Below are 15317 nucleotides of genomic sequence, written 5' to 3' on the forward strand. Positions count from 1 at the left end.
AGGTTTGCGCATTTGACGGACGCCTGAATGAACCTGCAACAGTATTTTCCCGTCCTGCTGTTTATCGTAGTGGCCACCCTTATCGGGTTCGCGCTTCTAACGGCCGGCTCCCTCCTTGGTCCGCGGCGTCCTTACGCCGAGAAGCTCTCGCCGTACGAATGCGGTTTCGAGGCCTTCGAAGACGCCCGCATGAAGTTTGACGTGCGCTACTACCTGGTGGCGATCCTGTTCATTCTTTTCGACCTGGAAATCGCCTTTCTGTTCCCGTGGGCCATCGCCCAAGGCACGGTCGGTCTCGTCGGTTTCTGGACGGTCATGGTTTTCCTGGCCGTGCTGACGGTCGGCTTCATCTACGAATGGAAAAAGGGCGCGCTGGACTGGGAATAACCCGCCGGGTTTTTTCACAGCACGCTATCAGAGACGAATATGGCTATAGACGGCATTCTCAAGCAAGGGTTCATCACAACCAGCGCCGACAAGTTCCTTAATTGGGCGAAGACCGGCTCCATGTGGCCCATGACCTTCGGTCTGGCCTGTTGCGCGGTTGAGATGATGCACGCGGGCGCGGCCCGCTACGACCTGGACCAATTCGGCATCATCTTCCGCCCCAGCCCGCGCCAGTCCGATCTGATGATCGTGGCCGGCACGCTGTGCAACAAGATGGCGCCGGCGCTGCGCAAGGTCTACGACCAGATGCCCGAGCCGCGTTGGGTGGTTTCCATGGGCTCCTGTGCCAACGGCGGCGGTTACTACCACTACTCGTATTCGGTGGTCCGTGGCTGCGATCGCATCGTACCGGTAGACGTCTACGTGCCAGGCTGCCCGCCCACGGCCGAGGCGCTGGTCTACGGCTTGCTGCAAATGCAGAACAAGATCCGTCTGACCAACACGATTGCGCGCTGAGTTCCGCCGCGCCAGGCAGCAGCCTTTGCAGCCGGCCCCGCGAAACCAGCATATCGGTTCACCTAAGCGTACAAGATGATGACCAGGCTCGAAACCCTGAAAAACAATTTGCAGACCACCCTCGGCGCGGATATCGCGCTGACCGAGGCGTTGGGCGAGCTGACGCTCGAAGTACCCGCGCAGCAGTGGTTCTCCGTCTGCAACAAGCTGCGCACCGAAGCCGGCCTGCGCTTTGAAACCTGTATCGACCTCTGCGGCGTCGACTACCTGACCTGGGGCAACGGCACGCGCCAACTGCCCGAGGAAACCAACGCCAAGATCCACCGCTCGCGTTTCGCCGTGGTTGCCCATGTGCTCTCGATCGAGAACAACTGGCGCCTGCGCGTGCGCACCTGGGCCGAGGACGACGAGTTCCCGATGGTCGCCTCGCTGATGGAATGCTGGCCGGCCGTGGGCTGGTTCGAACGCGAAGCCTTCGACCTGTACGGCATCGTCTTCGAAGGCCACCCGGACCTGCGCCGCATCCTCACCGACTATGGCTTCATCGGCCATCCCTTCCGCAAGGACTTCCCGCTGTCCGGCACCGTCGAAATGCGCTACGACCCGGAACAGCGGCGCGTCATTTACCAGCCGGTCACGATCGATCCGCGCGAGGTCACTCCGCGCGTGGTCCGCGAAGACTCTTACGGCTTGGGGCGTTAAATCATGGCAGAAATCAAGAACTACACGCTCAACTTCGGTCCCCAGCACCCGGCTGCGCACGGTGTGCTGCGCCTGGTGCTCGAGCTCGACGGCGAAGTGATCCAGCGCGCCGACCCGCACATCGGCCTGCTGCACCGCGCCACCGAAAAATTGGCCGAACACAAGACCTACATCCAGGCGCTGCCCTACATGGACCGCCTGGACTACGTGTCCATGATGTGCAACGAGCACGCCTACGTCATGGCCATCGAGAAGCTGCTGGGCGTCGAAGCGCCGCTGCGCGCGCAGTACATCCGCGTGATGTTCGACGAGATCACCCGTCTGCTGAACCACCTGATGTCGCTGGGTTCGCACGCGCTGGACGTGGGCGCCATGGCGGTGTTCCTGTACGCCTTCCGTGAACGCGAAGACCTGATGGACTGCTACGAAGCGGTTTCGGGCGCGCGCATGCACGCGGCCTACTACCGTCCGGGCGGCGTCTACCGCGACCTGCCGGACTCGATGCCGCAATACGGCGACACCAGCAAGTACCGCGGCGACAAGGAAGTGCGCGCCATGAACGACGCGCGTTCGGGTTCGCTGCTGGATTTCATCGAAGACTTCACCAACCGCTTCCCGGCTTGCGTCGACGAGTACGAAACTCTGCTGACCGACAACCGCATCTGGAAGCAGCGTCTGGTGGGCATCGGCGTGGTCGACCCCGACCGCGCCAAGGCGCTGGGTTTCACCGGCCCGATGCTGCGCGGTTCCGGCGTGGCCTGGGACCTGCGCAAGATGCAGCCCTACGAAGTCTACGACCTGCTCGATTTCGACATCCCCGTGGGTGTCAATGGCGACTGCTATGACCGCTATCTGGTCCGTATCGCCGAAATGCGTGAGAGCAACCGCATCATCCGCCAGTGCGTGGAATGGCTGCGCAACAACCCGGGCCCGGTCATGATCGAGAACCACAAGATCGCCCCGCCCAAGCGCACCGCCATGAAGACCAACATGGAAGAGCTGATCCATCACTTCAAGCTCTTCACTGAAGGTTTCCACGTGCCTCCCGGTGAAGCGTACGCCTCGGTGGAACACCCCAAGGGCGAATTCGGCATCTATATGGTGTCCGACGGCGCCAACAAGCCTTACCGCCTGAAGATTCGGGCCCCCGGCTTCGTCCACCTGCAATCGCTGGATGAAATGTCGCGCGGTCACATGATTGCCGACGCCGTCACCATCATTGGCACGCAGGACATCGTTTTCGGCGAGATCGATCGCTGATCCGCCCAGACAGTCACGAGCACGCCCGCATAACCCGGATTCAAACTATGCTGCTTTCCGAACAGGCCTACCAGAAAATCGACCGAGAACTCGCGAAGTTCCCGGGCGACCAGCGGCAGTCCGCCATCATGGCCTCGCTTGCCATCGCGCAAGAAGAGAAGGGCTGGTTGGCTACCGAAATCATTGAAGATGTGGCCAACTACATTGGCGTTCCGCCCATCGCGGTCCAGGAAGTCGCCACCTTCTACAACATGTTCGACGTCAAGCCCGTCGGCAAGAACAAGATCGCCGTCTGCACGAACCTGCCCTGTGCCTTGCGCGACGGCGAACGCGCCGGCGACTACCTCAAGCGCAAGCTGGGCGTCGATTACCGCGGCACTACTCCCGACGGCCAGTTCACGCTGGTGGAAGGCGAGTGCATGGGTGCTTGCGGTGACTCGCCCGTGCTGATCGTGAACAACAAGCATATGTGCGTGCGCATGACCGAAGAGAAGCTGGACGCGCTGGTCGCGGCCCTCAAGGTGCAAGGAGAGTCGGCATGAACGCGCCCGACCTGTACAAACAGTTCGCGCAGGGGCTGGACCCCAACCCGCTGAACGACGTTTCCAATTCGATGTGCCTGCATGGCCGGCACATCCAGCCGCAGATCCTGGCTGACGTCGACGGCGCCAACTGGCGCCTGGCCGACTACGTCAAGCGCGGTGGCTACGAAGCCCTGAAGAAGATCCTGACCACCGGCATGAAGCCGGAAGACGTGATCGCCGAGGTCAAGGCCTCCGGCCTGCGCGGCCGCGGCGGCGCGGGCTTCCCGACTGGCCTGAAGTGGAGCTTCATGCCGCGCGCCTTCCCGGGCCAGAAGTACCTGGTCTGCAACTCCGACGAAGGCGAGCCTGGCACGTTCAAGGACCGCGATATCCTGCGCTTCAATCCGCACATCGTGATTGAAGGTATGGCGATCGCGGCCTACGCCATGGGCATCAGCGTCGGCTACAACTACATCCACGGCGAAATCTTCGAAGTCTACGAGCGTTTCGAAGAAGCGCTGGAAGAGGCGCGCGCCGCCGGCTTCCTGGGCGACAAGCTGCTGGGTTCGGATTTCAGCTTCCAGCTGCACGCGTTCCATGGCTACGGCGCCTACATCTGTGGCGAAGAAACCGCGCTGCTGGAATCGCTGGAAGGCAAGAAGGGCCAGCCGCGCTTCAAGCCGCCGTTCCCGGCCAGCTTCGGCCTGTACGGCAAGCCCACCACCATCAACAACACCGAGACCTTCGCGGCGGTGCCCTGGATCATCCGCAACGGCGGCCAGGCCTACCTCGAAGTCGGCAAGCCGAACAACGGCGGCACCAAGCTGTTCTCGATCACCGGCGACGTCGAGCGTCCCGGCAACTACGAGATCCCGCTGGGCACTCCGTTCTCGAAGCTCCTGGAGCTGGCGGGCGGCATGCGCGGCGGCAAGAAGCTGAAGGCCGTGATTCCCGGCGGTTCGAGCGCGCCGGTGCTGCCGGCCGACATCATCATGGAATGCACGATGGACTATGACTCCATCGCCAAGGCCGGCTCGATGCTGGGCTCGGGCGCCGTGATCGTCATGGACGAAACGCGCTGCATGGTGAAGTCGCTCCTGCGCCTGTCGTACTTCTATTTCGAAGAAAGCTGCGGCCAGTGCACGCCGTGCCGCGAAGGCACCGGCTGGCTCTACCGCATGGTGCATCGCATCGAAAACGGTCACGGCCGTCCGGAGGATCTGGACTTGCTGGACAACGTGGCGGGCAACATCATGGGCCGCACCATCTGCGCCCTGGGTGACGCCGCCGCCATGCCCGTCCGTGGCTTTCTCAAGCATTTTCGCGACGAATTCGCGCACCACATCGAGCACAAGTCTTGTGTGGTCCCGCAATATCTGTAGGTCTCAGGAACAGCAATGGTTGAACTAACCGTCGACGGCAACAAGGTCGAAGTGCCCGAAGGCAGCATGGTCATGCATGCCGCCCAGAAAGTCGGGCTTTACGTGCCGCATTTCTGCTACCACAAGAAACTGTCCATCGCGGCCAACTGCCGCATGTGCCTGGTTGAAGTGGAAAAAGCGCCCAAGGCGCTGCCCGCCTGCGCCACGCCCGTGACCAACGGCATGGTCGTCCACACCTGCTCCGAGAAGGCTCGCGCCGCTCAGAAGTCGGTGATGGAATTCTTGCTCATCAATCACCCGCTCGACTGCCCGATCTGCGATCAGGGCGGCGAATGCCAGCTGCAGGACCTGGCCGTGGGCTACGGCGGTTCTTCCTCGCGTTACCAGGAAGAAAAGCGCGTGGTCTTCCACAAGGACCTGGGCCCGCTGGTTTCCGCCGAGGAAATGAGCCGCTGCATCCACTGCACCCGCTGTGTGCGCTTCGGCCAGGAAATCGCCGGCGTCATGGAACTGGGCATGCTGGGCCGTGGCGAACACTCCGAGATCACGACCTTCGTCGGCCGCTCGATCGAGTCCGAACTGTCGGGCAACATGATCGACATCTGTCCGGTGGGCGCGCTGACCTCCAAGCCCTTCCGCTACAGCGCGCGCACCTGGGAACTGGCTCGCCGCCGTTCGGTCAGCCCGCACGACAGCCTGGGCGCCAACCTGGTGGTCCAGGTCAAGGGCGACCGCGTCATGCGCGTGGTTCCGTTCGAAGACGAAGCCGTCAACGAGTGCTGGATCAGCGACCGCGACCGCTTCTCGTATGAAGGCCTGAACAGCGAAGACCGCCTGTCGGCCCCGATGATCAAGGGCACCGACGGCAAGTGGCAGGAAGCCTCCTGGAGCGACGCGCTTGCCGCCGTGGCCCAGGGCCTGTCCCGCGTGCGCGACAGCTTCGGCGCCGGCCAGATCGGCGCCCTGGCGTCCGAATACGCCACCACCGAGGAATACGCGCTGCTGGGCCGCCTGGTCCGCGCGCTGGGTTCCGAAAACATCGACTTCCGCCTGCGCCAGACCGATGCCGCCTTCGACGCCGCCCTGACCGGCGCGCCGTGGCTGGGCATGCCCATCGCCGAACTCGACAACCTGGATCGCGTCCTGGTGGTCGGTTCCTTCCTGCGCAAGGATCATCCGCTGATGGCGCAGCGTCTGCGCCAAGCTGCCAAGCGCGGCACGCAGATCCTGATGGTCGACAGCGCTGCCGACGATCCCCTGATGCCCGTGGCTGCCCGTATCACCGTGGCCCCGTCCGAGCTGGCGCGCGCGCTGGCCGAAGTGGCAGTCGCCTTGGCCCAGGCCAAGGAACAGGCCGTGCCGGCCGAGTTCGCCTCGGTCACGCCCGGCGAAAACGCCAAGCTCATCGCTGCCAGCCTGGCTTCCGGCGCCAACACCGCCGTGCTGATGGGTAACCTGGCAGTGGCTAGCGCCCAGGCCTCGACCCTGGCCGCCAACGGCCGCGCCGTGGCTGAGTTGGCCGGCGGCAAGTTCGGTTTCCTGACCTCCGGCGGCAACACCGTCGGCGGTTACCTGGCCGGCGCCATTCCGGGCAAGGGCGGCAAGAACGCAGCCGCCATGCTGGCCGAGCCGCTGAAGGCCTACGTGGTCCTGCACGCCGAGCCGCTGCTGGATGCCGACAACGGCCAGCAAGCCATCGCCGCGCTGCGCGGCGCGCAGTTCGCCGTGGCCCTGACGCCTTACCGTTCGGCCGCCGCCGAATGGGCCGACGTCATGCTGCCGGTGTCGCCGTTCACCGAAACCTCGGGCACCTACGTCAACGCGCAAGGCCTTGCCCAGAGCTTCAAGGGCACGGTCACGCCGTTCGGCCAGACCCGTCCGGGCTGGAAGGTCCTGCGCGTGCTGGGCAACGTCCTGCATCTGGCTGGCTTTGACGACGAGACTTCCGAGTCCGTGCGCGACGCCGTGCTGGCTGGCGGCATCGAAGGCCGCCTGTCCAACGAGATCAAGGCCCCGCTGGGCCTGGGCCAGGCCGCCAGCGGCCTGGAGCGCGTCGCCGACGTGCCGATCTACCGCACCGACGCGATGGTTCGCCGCTCGGAGCCGCTGCAAGCGGCCCCGGCCTCGAAGAAGCCGGCTGCCGCCATGAACGGCCGCACGCTCACCAGCCTGGGCCTGACGGCCGGCGTCAAGGTGCGCGTGTCGAGCGGGCAGGGCGCCGTCGAACTCGAAACCGTGCAGGACGATGCCGTGGCCGACCGCGCCGTGCGCATCTCCGCAGCCTTTGAAAACACCGCAGCCCTGGGTGGCGCATTCGGTCAAATCAGCGTGGAGCGTGCCTGATGGAATGGCTTAATGTTCTTGAGAGCCAGGGTACGGCATTGCTGGGCCCGACGGTCTGGATGGTCCTCTGGACCCTCGTCAAGATTGTGGTCATCGCCGTGCCCATCATTCTGTGCGTGGCGTACCTGACCTACTGGGAACGCAAGATGATCGGCGCCATGCACGTGCGCATGGGGCCGAACCGCGTCGGCTTCAAGGGGCTGCTGCAGCCGTTCGCCGACGTGTTCAAGCTGCTGACCAAGGAAGTGGTGGTTCCGTCGCAGGCCAACAAGGTGCTGTTCATCGTGGCCCCGGTGGTCACGCTGATGCCGGCCCTGGCGGCCTGGGCGGTGGTGCCGTTCGGTCCCGACGTGGTCCTGGCCAACGTCAACGCCGGCCTGCTGTACATCATGGCCATCACGTCCGTGGGCGTGTATGGCGTGATCGTCGCGGGTTGGGCGTCGAACTCCAAGTACGCCTTCCTGGGCGCGCTGCGCGCTTCCGCGCAGATGCTGTCCTACGAACTGGCCATCGGCTTCGTGCTGGTGACGGTGCTGCTGGTGTCCGGCAGCCTGAACATGTCCGAGATCGTGCACGTGCAGAACCGCGGCTGGTTTGCCGACAAGGGCCTGACGTTCCTGTCCTGGAACTGGCTGCCGCTCTTGCCGTTGTTCGTGATCTACGTGATTTCGGCCGTGGCCGAAACCAACCGCCACCCGTTCGACGTGGTCGAAGGCGAATCGGAAATCGTGGCCGGCCACATGGTCGAATACTCGGGCATGGCGTTCGCGCTGTTCTTCCTGGGCGAATACGCCAACATGATCCTGCTGTCCTGCATGGCCTCGATCATGTTCCTGGGCGGCTGGGCTTCCCCGATCGACATCGCGCCGCTGACCTGGATTCCGGGTTGGATCTGGCTGGGTCTCAAGACGTTCGTCGTGGTCTCGTTGTTCGTGTGGTTCCGCGCGTCGTTCCCGCGTTACCGCTATGACCAGATCATGCGCTTGGGTTGGAAAATCTTCATCCCGCTGACCGGCGTTTGGCTGGTCGTGGTGGCGATCTGGATGCAGACGCCCTGGAACATTTGGCGCTAAGCCGCCAGGCAGAGGCAGGATATGGAAGCGATCAAGGATTTCTTCGGCAGTCTGATGCTGACCGAATTGCTCAAGGGCATGCGCCTGACGGGCAAGTATTTCTTCAAGCGCAAGGTCACCTTGCGCTACCCCCAGGAAAAGACGCCTGCGTCGCCGCGTTTCCGCGGCCTGCATGCGCTGCGCCGCTACCCCAACGGGGAAGAGCGCTGCATCGCGTGCAAGCTGTGCGAAGCCGTGTGCCCCGCGCTGGCGATCACCATCGAGTCGGACCAGCGCGATGACGGCACCCGCCGCACCACGCGTTACGACATCGACCTGACCAAGTGCATTTTCTGCGGCTTCTGTGAGGAAAGCTGCCCCGTGGACTCCATCGTGGAAACGCACATCCACGAATACCACGGTGAAAAGCGCGGCGACCTGTATTTCACCAAAGACATGCTGCTCGCCGTGGGCGACCGCTACGAAGCCGACATCGCCCGCCGCCGGGCCGAAGACGCTCCCTATCGTTGAAGCCCAGGACCTGATCCATGACTTTTACCACTGTCCTGTTTTACATACTGGCCGCCGTGCTGGTGATCGCGGCGTTCCGCGTGATCACCGCGCGCAGCCCGGTCACCGCCGTCCTGCACCTGATCCTGGCCTTCGTCAACGCGGCCATGCTGTGGATGCTGCTTGGCGCCGAGTTCCTGGCGCTGCTGCTGGTGCTGGTGTACGTGGGCGCCGTGATGGTGCTTTTCCTCTTCGTCGTGATGATGCTGGACATCCGCATGGATGCCCTGCGCCAGGGCATGAAGACCTACCTGCCGCTGGGCCTGGTCATCGGCCTGGTGATGGTGGTCGAAATGGCCTTCGTGCTGGGTTCGACCTGGTACGGCGCGGGCCCGCAAGCCCCGGTTGCCGGCGACTACAACAACGCCCGCGCGCTGGGCGAGGCCATGTACACCCAGTACATCTACGCCATTGAAGTGGGCGCCGCGCTGCTGCTGGTCGGCATGGTCGCCGCCATCGCGCTGACCCTGCGCCGCCGCCGCGACGTGAAGTACAACGACCCGGTGGCCGCTGTCCGCGTGCGCTCGAAGGACCGTTACCGCATGGTGAGCATGCCCGCCCAGAGCGAGCGTGCCCAGGCGCAGAACGGCACCCCGACCGCCGCCGCGCCCCAAGGAGAACAAAAATGACGCTGACGCTGGCCCACTACCTGATCCTCGGGGCGATCCTGTTCGCCATCGGGATCTTCGGCATCTTCCTGAACCGCCGCAACCTGATCATTCTCCTGATGTCCATCGAGCTCGTGCTCCTGGCCGTCAACATGAACTTCGTGGCGTTCTCCAGCTGGTTCGGCGATACCGCCGGCCAGGTGTTCGTGTTCTTCATCCTGACCGTGGCCGCCGCCGAAGCGGCGATCGGCCTGGCCATCCTGGTGCTGCTGTTCCGCAACCTGAACACGATCAACGTTGACGAACTCGATCGCCTGAAGGGCTGACGGGGTATTGGAAGAAAATGTCTAGCTCACCCAATCTCTACTTGCTCATCGCGCTGGCTCCGCTGGCCGGGGCGATTCTCGCGGGCCTCTTCGGCACCGGGTTCCTGGGCCGTCCCATCGGCCGCCGTGCTTCGCACATGATCACCATCCTGGGCGTGCTCATCTCCACCATCGGTTCGGTGGTGGTGCTGAACGACGTGCTCAACGGCCTGCGCTTCGACGGCGCGGTCTACACCTGGAGCCTGATCGGCCAGACCAAGCTGGAAATCGGCTTCCTGATCGATCCCCTGTCGGCCATGATGATGGTCGTGGTGACTTCCGTGTCGCTGATGGTGCACATCTACACCATCGGCTACATGGCGGATGATCCCGGCTACCAGCGCTTCTTCTCGTACATCTCGCTGTTCACGTTCTCCATGCTCATGCTGGTGATGTCGAACAACATGGTGCAGCTGTTCTTCGGCTGGGAAGCGGTGGGCCTGGTGTCGTACCTGCTGATCGGCTTCTGGTACACCCGTCCCACGGCGATCTTCGCCAACATGAAGGCGTTCCTGATCAACCGCGTCGGCGACTTCGGCTTCGTGCTGGGCATCGGCCTGCTGTTCGCTTACGCCGGCACCATGCATTACGGCGAAGTCTTCGCCCAGGCCGACAAGCTGGCCACGCTGACGCTGCCCGGTTCCGACTGGATGCTGCTGACGGTCGCCTGCATCTGCCTGTTCATCGGCGCCATGGGCAAATCGGCCCAGGTTCCGCTGCACGCCTGGCTGCCTGACTCGATGGAAGGCCCGACCCCGATTTCCGCGCTGATCCACGCCGCCACCATGGTGACGGCCGGCATCTTCATGGTCGCGCGTTTCTCGCCGCTGTTCGAACTGTCCGACGTGGCGCTGTCCTTCATCATCGTGATCGGCGCCATCGGCGCGCTGTTCCTGGGCATCCTGGGCATCATCCAGAACGACATCAAGCGCGTGGTCGCGTATTCCACGCTGTCGCAGCTGGGCTACATGACGGTCGCGCTGGGCGCTTCGGCCTACTCGGTCGCGATCTTCCACCTGATGACGCACGCGTTCTTCAAGGCGCTGCTGTTCCTGGGCGCTGGCTCCGTCATCATCGGCATGCACCATGACCAGGACATCCGCAACATGGGCGGCCTGCGCAAGTACATGCCCATCACCTGGATCACCTTCCTGCTGGGCACGCTGGCCCTGGTCGGCACGCCGTTCTTCTCGGGCTTCTACTCGAAGGAACACATCATCGAGGCTGCCGGCGCCGCAAACGTCTGGGGCGCGAACTTCGCGTACTACTCGACCCTGATCGGCGTGTTCGTGACCTCGCTGTACTCGTTCCGCGTGTACTTCCTGGTCTTCCACGGCAAGGAACGTTTCGACACCAGCGACCACGGCCATGGTCATGGCCACGACGATCACGGCCACGACGACCACGGCCATCATGGCGGCAAGCCGCATGAGTCGCCCTGGGTGGTCACGCTGCCGCTGGTGCTGCTGGCGATCCCGTCGGTCATCATCGGCGCCCTGGTGGTCGATCCAATGCTGTTCGGCAAGTTCTTCGACGGCGTCATCAAGGTCCTGCCGCAGCATCCCGCCATGCACGAGCTGCATGAAGAGTGGCACGGCTGGGTGGCCTTCGGCCTGCACGCCTTCCAGACGGTTCCGTTCTGGCTGGTCGTGGCTGGCGCGGTCATCGCCTGGTACTGCTACCTGATCAATCCCAAGGTTCCGGCCAAGATCCAGTCCAGCCTGTCCGGCATCAACAAGGTGCTCGAGAACAAGTACTACGTGGATTGGGTCAACGAGCAGATCATCGCCCGCGGCTTGCGCTGCCTGGGCCGTGGCCTGTGGCAGACCGGTGACCGCGGCATCATCGACGGCCTGCTGATCAACGGCAGCGCCCGTGTGGTGGGCTGGGTGGCAGCGGTCAGCCGTCACCTGCAGTCCGGCTTCATCTATCACTACGCGTTCGCGATGATCATCGGCATCATGGCGCTGGTGACTTTCTTTGTGCTGATTCCCCAATGATGGCAAGCGAGATGGCATCCAACACTTTCCCCTGGCTCACGCTTGCGATCTTTGTCCCGATCGTATTCGGCCTGCTGGTGCTGGCGGTGGGCCGTGACGACCGTCCCGGCCTGACGCGCGGCTTGTCGCTCGTCGGCTCAATCGCCGGTTTCCTCGTCACGATCCCGCTGTACACCGGTTTCGACTCCACCACGGCCAAGATGCAGTTCGTGGAGAAGACCTCCTGGATCGAGGCCTTCAACGTCAATTACCACCTGGGCATCGACGGCATCTCGATGTGGTTCGTGCTCCTGACCGCCTTCATCACCATCATCGTGGTGCTGGCCGGCTGGGAAGTCATCACCAGCCGCGTGTCCCAGTACATGGCCGCCTTCCTGATCCTGTCGGGTCTGATGGTGGGCGTGTTCTGCGCGCTGGACGGCATGCTGTTCTACGTGTTCTTCGAAGCCACGCTGATCCCGATGTACATCATCATCGGCGTCTGGGGCGGCCCGAACCGCGTGTACGCGGCGTTCAAGTTCTTCCTGTACACGCTGATGGGCTCGCTGCTGACGCTGGTCGCCTTCGTGTACCTGTGGAACGTGTCGGGCGGCTCGTTCGACATCCTGACCTGGCAGCAGACCAAGCTGGGCTACACCCCGCAGATCCTGATCTTCGTGGCCCTGTTGGCGGCCTTTGCCGTCAAGGTGCCGATGTGGCCGGTCCACACGTGGTTGCCCGACGCTCACGTCGAAGCTCCCACCGGCGGCTCCATCGTGCTGGCCGCGATCATGCTGAAGCTGGGCGCCTACGGTTTCCTGCGCTTCTCGCTGCCGATCGCTCCCGACGCCTCGCACAGCCTGGCCGGCCTGATGATCACGCTGTCGCTGGTCGCCGTGATCTACATCGGCCTGGTCGCGATCGTCCAGGATGACATGAAGAAGCTGGTGGCCTATTCGTCCGTCGCCCACATGGGTTTCGTGACGCTGGGTTTCTTCATCTTCAACACGGCCGGCGTCGAAGGCGCCATCGTGCAGATGATCTCGCACGGCTTCGTGTCGGGCGCCATGTTCATGTGTATCGGCGTGCTCTATGACCGCATGCACTCGCGCCGCATCGCCGACTACGGTGGCGTGGTCAACGTCATGCCGCGTTTCGCCACCTTCTTCATCCTGTTCTCGATGGCCAACAGCGGCCTGCCGGCCACCAGCGGTTTCGTCGGCGAGTTCATGGTGATCATGGGCGCGGTCGAGCACAACTTCTGGATCGGCCTGCTGGCGGCGACCGCCCTGATTCTGGGCGCTTCGTATTCGCTGTGGATGGTCAAGCGTGTGGTCCTGGGCGACGTCGCCAACGACCACGTGCGCGAGCTGACCGATATCAACCGCCGCGAGTTTGTGATTCTTGGCGTGATGGCGATCGCCGTGTTGTACATGGGGATCTATCCCAAGCCCTTTACCGACGTGATGCACGTTTCGGTGGAGGCCCTGCTGCAACACGTTGCCGTCTCGAAACTGTAAGACAAGACAATGATGCAATCCCAAATCGATTTCGCCCTGGCGACACCGGAAATCCTCCTGCTGGTTTTCGGCCTGGCTATCCTGCTCGTCGACGCGGTCAGCAATCACCCCGAGCGCAAGCCGACGTTTCTGCTGACCATGCTTGCATTGGGCGTGCTGACCGTCGTGTCGGCCCTGCAATGGAAGAACGGCGTTGTTGGTTCGACCTTCAACGGCCTGTACGTTACCGACGAACTGTCGCATCTGCTCAAGATCGCGTCCTACATCGCCGTGGCCGCGACCCTGGTCTATGGCCGCGTCTACGCGCAATTGCGCGACATGATGCGCGGCGGCGAACTCTACGTCCTGACGCTGTTCGCCCTGCTGGGCCAGATGGTCATGATCTCCTCCGGGAACCTGATCTCCATCTACCTGGGCCTGGAGCTGATGTCGCTGGCGCTGTACGCGCTGATCGCGCTGCGCCGCGACAACGTCGTCGCCACCGAAGCCGCCATGAAGTACTTCGTGCTGGGCGCGCTGGCCTCGGGCTTCCTGCTGTACGGCATGTCCATGATCTACGGCGCCACCGGCCACCTGGATCTGGCCGAAGTGTCCAAGGTCATCGCCGCGGGCAAGGCCGAGAAGCTGGCCCTGGTGTTCGGCATCGTGTTCCTGGTGTCGGGCCTGGCGTTCAAGCTCGGCGCCGTGCCGTTCCACATGTGGGTTCCGGACGTCTACCAAGGTTCGCCCACCGCCGTCACCCTGATCCTGGGCGGCGCGCCCAAGCTGGCTGCATTCGCCATCACGCTGCGCCTGCTGGTCGATGGCCTGCACGGCCTGGCCGCCGACTGGCAGCCGATGCTGATGATCCTGGCGGTGCTGTCGCTGGCCATCGGTAACCTGACGGCCATCGCGCAGACCAACTTCAAGCGCATGCTGGCCTACTCGACCATCTCGCACATGGGCTTCGTGCTGCTGGGCCTGATGTCCGGTTCGGTCGCGGGCAAGCCGGAACTGTCGTCGGCCGCCTACGGCGCCTCGCTGTTCTACATGCTGACCTACGTGCTGACCACGCTGGCGAGCTTCGGCATCGTGCTGCTGCTGTCGCGCCAAGGTTTCGAGTGCGAACACATCGACGACCTGAAGGGCCTGAACCGCCGCAGCCCCTGGCATGCAGCCATCGTGCTGCTGCTGATGTTCTCGCTGGCCGGCATTCCGCCGTTGGTGGGCTTCTACGCCAAGCTGGCCGTGCTGCAGGCGCTGGTCAGCGCCGGCCACGTGACGTTGGCCGTGATCGCGGTGCTGTTCTCGCTGATCGGCGCGTTCTACTACCTGCGCGTGGTCAAGGTCGTTTACTTCGACGAGCCGGCCGCCGATGCCGCGCCGATGGTCGCCACCTGCGGCCAGCGCGGCGTGCTGTCGGTCAACGGCGCACTGATCCTGATCCTGGGCATCCTGCCGGGCGGCCTGATGGCCCTGTGCGTGCAGGCCATCCGCAGCTCGCTCAGCCTGTAAGCGGAAAACGGGGCCATGAACCAGACTCTGGCGGTATGGCTGCTGATCGCGCTGGCCCTGGTCAGCGCGAATCTCCCGTTCCTGACGGAGCGGGTTTTCGCCGTCATGCCCTGGAAGCAGGGCGGAGTGGCGGCAGTCAAGCCGTTCTGGATGCGCCTGATCGAAGTGCTGGTGTTCTACGCCATCGTCGGCGCGCTCGGTTTCGCGTTCGAATCCACGCTGGGCAACCGGTTTTCCCAGACCTGGGAGTTCTACGCGATCACCCTGAGCCTGTATCTGGTGCTGGCTTATCCGGGGTTCGTGTACCGTTATCTGTTCAAACGGCACCCGCGCCTGCGCACCTGAAGGCAGCTTGGTTCGTGCATGAAAAACGCCCCGCGGGGCGTTTTTTTTTGCGCAATGAGGGAATGTCCTCTCTTATGCGCTTTGGCTTCCCAGAGGCCCTTCCGGGCGTCTCCATCGGCATTCCGTAGCGTGAGAGCCTGTGGGGGCGCGAGGCTGAACCCACTAGCCGCACCGCGCGAAAGTTCGGTATTGACCCTATAAGTATTTAGTGTTGTTTTTTTTCATTTTATGTGAGCGTAAAGCTATTTTTCAGGTTCCGTTCAGCCCTCG

General features: G+C 63.4%; 15 protein-coding genes. All 15 read left to right on the forward strand.

Annotated features, from left to right (window positions below; translation table 11 throughout):
• Nucleotides 1-27 precede the first annotated feature (27 nt).
• The 15 genes from IB259_RS19010 to IB259_RS19080 all read left to right on the forward strand — a co-directional run bounded on the left by IB259_RS19010 (nt 28) and on the right by IB259_RS19080 (nt 15047).
• Nucleotides 28-387 carry an NADH-quinone oxidoreductase subunit A gene (locus IB259_RS19010; RefSeq protein WP_006217959.1) on the forward strand — a complete coding sequence of 120 codons (360 nt, stop codon included), beginning with the start codon at nt 28-30 and terminating at the stop codon, nt 385-387.
• A gap of 39 nt (nt 388-426) precedes the next feature.
• Entirely contained in the window at nt 427-903 is a 477-nt protein-coding gene (locus IB259_RS19015) for an NADH-quinone oxidoreductase subunit B family protein (protein WP_006217960.1), read from the forward strand.
• A 75-nt stretch (nt 904-978) separates the two neighbouring features.
• On the forward strand, nt 979-1605 hold the full coding sequence (locus IB259_RS19020; protein ID WP_054450481.1) for an NADH-quinone oxidoreductase subunit C: 627 nt from the start codon (nt 979-981) through the stop codon (nt 1603-1605).
• A 3-nt stretch (nt 1606-1608) separates the two neighbouring features.
• Entirely contained in the window at nt 1609-2865 is a 1257-nt protein-coding gene (locus tag IB259_RS19025) for an NADH-quinone oxidoreductase subunit D (protein ID WP_054450482.1), read from the forward strand.
• Between the two features lie 47 nt (nt 2866-2912).
• Nucleotides 2913-3407 (forward strand): NADH-quinone oxidoreductase subunit NuoE, encoded by a 495-nt coding sequence (nuoE, locus tag IB259_RS19030; protein WP_054450483.1) that lies wholly within the window; start codon nt 2913-2915, stop codon nt 3405-3407.
• The gene (nuoF, locus tag IB259_RS19035) at nt 3404-4771 is read left to right on the forward strand and encodes an NADH-quinone oxidoreductase subunit NuoF (RefSeq protein WP_054450485.1); all 1368 of its coding nucleotides are present in this window, start codon (nt 3404-3406) and stop codon (nt 4769-4771) included. Before nuoE ends, nuoF begins: the two co-directional genes overlap by 4 nt.
• 15 nt (nt 4772-4786) lie before the next feature.
• Nucleotides 4787-7114 (forward strand): NADH-quinone oxidoreductase subunit NuoG, encoded by a 2328-nt coding sequence (nuoG, locus tag IB259_RS19040; RefSeq protein WP_054450489.1) that lies wholly within the window; start codon nt 4787-4789, stop codon nt 7112-7114.
• Complete coding sequence (gene nuoH, locus IB259_RS19045; protein ID WP_054450490.1) at nt 7114-8187, forward strand: NADH-quinone oxidoreductase subunit NuoH; 1074 nt, start codon at nt 7114-7116, stop codon at nt 8185-8187. Before nuoG ends, nuoH begins: the two co-directional genes overlap by 1 nt.
• Nucleotides 8188-8208: 21 nt before the next feature.
• Entirely contained in the window at nt 8209-8697 is a 489-nt protein-coding gene (gene nuoI, locus IB259_RS19050) for an NADH-quinone oxidoreductase subunit NuoI (RefSeq protein ID WP_008161196.1), read from the forward strand.
• Between the two features lie 17 nt (nt 8698-8714).
• Complete coding sequence (locus IB259_RS19055) at nt 8715-9365, forward strand: NADH-quinone oxidoreductase subunit J (protein ID WP_054450491.1); 651 nt, start codon at nt 8715-8717, stop codon at nt 9363-9365.
• Complete coding sequence (gene nuoK, locus IB259_RS19060) at nt 9362-9670, forward strand: NADH-quinone oxidoreductase subunit NuoK (protein WP_006217969.1); 309 nt, start codon at nt 9362-9364, stop codon at nt 9668-9670. The genes IB259_RS19055 and nuoK overlap by 4 nt, the downstream gene beginning before the upstream one ends.
• A 17-nt stretch (nt 9671-9687) precedes the next feature.
• Nucleotides 9688-11709 carry an NADH-quinone oxidoreductase subunit L gene (gene nuoL, locus IB259_RS19065; protein WP_054450492.1) on the forward strand — a complete coding sequence of 674 codons (2022 nt, stop codon included), beginning with the start codon at nt 9688-9690 and terminating at the stop codon, nt 11707-11709.
• Entirely contained in the window at nt 11706-13208 is a 1503-nt protein-coding gene (locus IB259_RS19070; RefSeq protein ID WP_054450494.1) for an NADH-quinone oxidoreductase subunit M, read from the forward strand. Before nuoL ends, IB259_RS19070 begins: the two co-directional genes overlap by 4 nt.
• A gap of 9 nt (nt 13209-13217) precedes the next feature.
• Nucleotides 13218-14702, forward strand: a complete 1485-nt coding sequence (nuoN, locus tag IB259_RS19075; protein WP_119449060.1) for an NADH-quinone oxidoreductase subunit NuoN — start codon at nt 13218-13220, stop codon at nt 14700-14702.
• A 15-nt stretch (nt 14703-14717) separates the two neighbouring features.
• On the forward strand, nt 14718-15047 hold the full coding sequence (locus IB259_RS19080) for a DUF2818 family protein (RefSeq protein WP_054450498.1): 330 nt from the start codon (nt 14718-14720) through the stop codon (nt 15045-15047).
• Nucleotides 15048-15317: the final 270 nt, after the last annotated feature.

The sequence above is a fragment of the Achromobacter sp. ACM04 genome (assembly GCF_014851465.1).
In the GTDB taxonomy this organism is placed as follows: Bacteria; Pseudomonadota; Gammaproteobacteria; order Burkholderiales; family Burkholderiaceae_B; genus Achromobacter; species Achromobacter aegrifaciens.

Coding starts and splice junctions, on each gene's coding strand:
- IB259_RS19020 (WP_054450481.1), top strand. CDS start 979: ATGATGACCAGGCTCGAAACCCTGAAAAACAATTTGCAGACCACCCTC.
- nuoL (WP_054450492.1), top strand. CDS start 9,688: ATGTCTAGCTCACCCAATCTCTACTTGCTCATCGCGCTGGCTCCGCTG.
- nuoK (WP_006217969.1), top strand. CDS start 9,362: ATGACGCTGACGCTGGCCCACTACCTGATCCTCGGGGCGATCCTGTTC.
- nuoI (WP_008161196.1), top strand. CDS start 8,209: ATGGAAGCGATCAAGGATTTCTTCGGCAGTCTGATGCTGACCGAATTG.
- IB259_RS19070 (WP_054450494.1), top strand. CDS start 11,706: ATGATGGCAAGCGAGATGGCATCCAACACTTTCCCCTGGCTCACGCTT.
- nuoN (WP_119449060.1), top strand. CDS start 13,218: ATGATGCAATCCCAAATCGATTTCGCCCTGGCGACACCGGAAATCCTC.
- IB259_RS19055 (WP_054450491.1), top strand. CDS start 8,715: ATGACTTTTACCACTGTCCTGTTTTACATACTGGCCGCCGTGCTGGTG.
- IB259_RS19010 (WP_006217959.1), top strand. CDS start 28: ATGAACCTGCAACAGTATTTTCCCGTCCTGCTGTTTATCGTAGTGGCC.
- nuoF (WP_054450485.1), top strand. CDS start 3,404: ATGAACGCGCCCGACCTGTACAAACAGTTCGCGCAGGGGCTGGACCCC.
- nuoH (WP_054450490.1), top strand. CDS start 7,114: ATGGAATGGCTTAATGTTCTTGAGAGCCAGGGTACGGCATTGCTGGGC.
- IB259_RS19080 (WP_054450498.1), top strand. CDS start 14,718: ATGAACCAGACTCTGGCGGTATGGCTGCTGATCGCGCTGGCCCTGGTC.
- IB259_RS19015 (WP_006217960.1), top strand. CDS start 427: ATGGCTATAGACGGCATTCTCAAGCAAGGGTTCATCACAACCAGCGCC.
- IB259_RS19025 (WP_054450482.1), top strand. CDS start 1,609: ATGGCAGAAATCAAGAACTACACGCTCAACTTCGGTCCCCAGCACCCG.
- nuoE (WP_054450483.1), top strand. CDS start 2,913: ATGCTGCTTTCCGAACAGGCCTACCAGAAAATCGACCGAGAACTCGCG.
- nuoG (WP_054450489.1), top strand. CDS start 4,787: ATGGTTGAACTAACCGTCGACGGCAACAAGGTCGAAGTGCCCGAAGGC.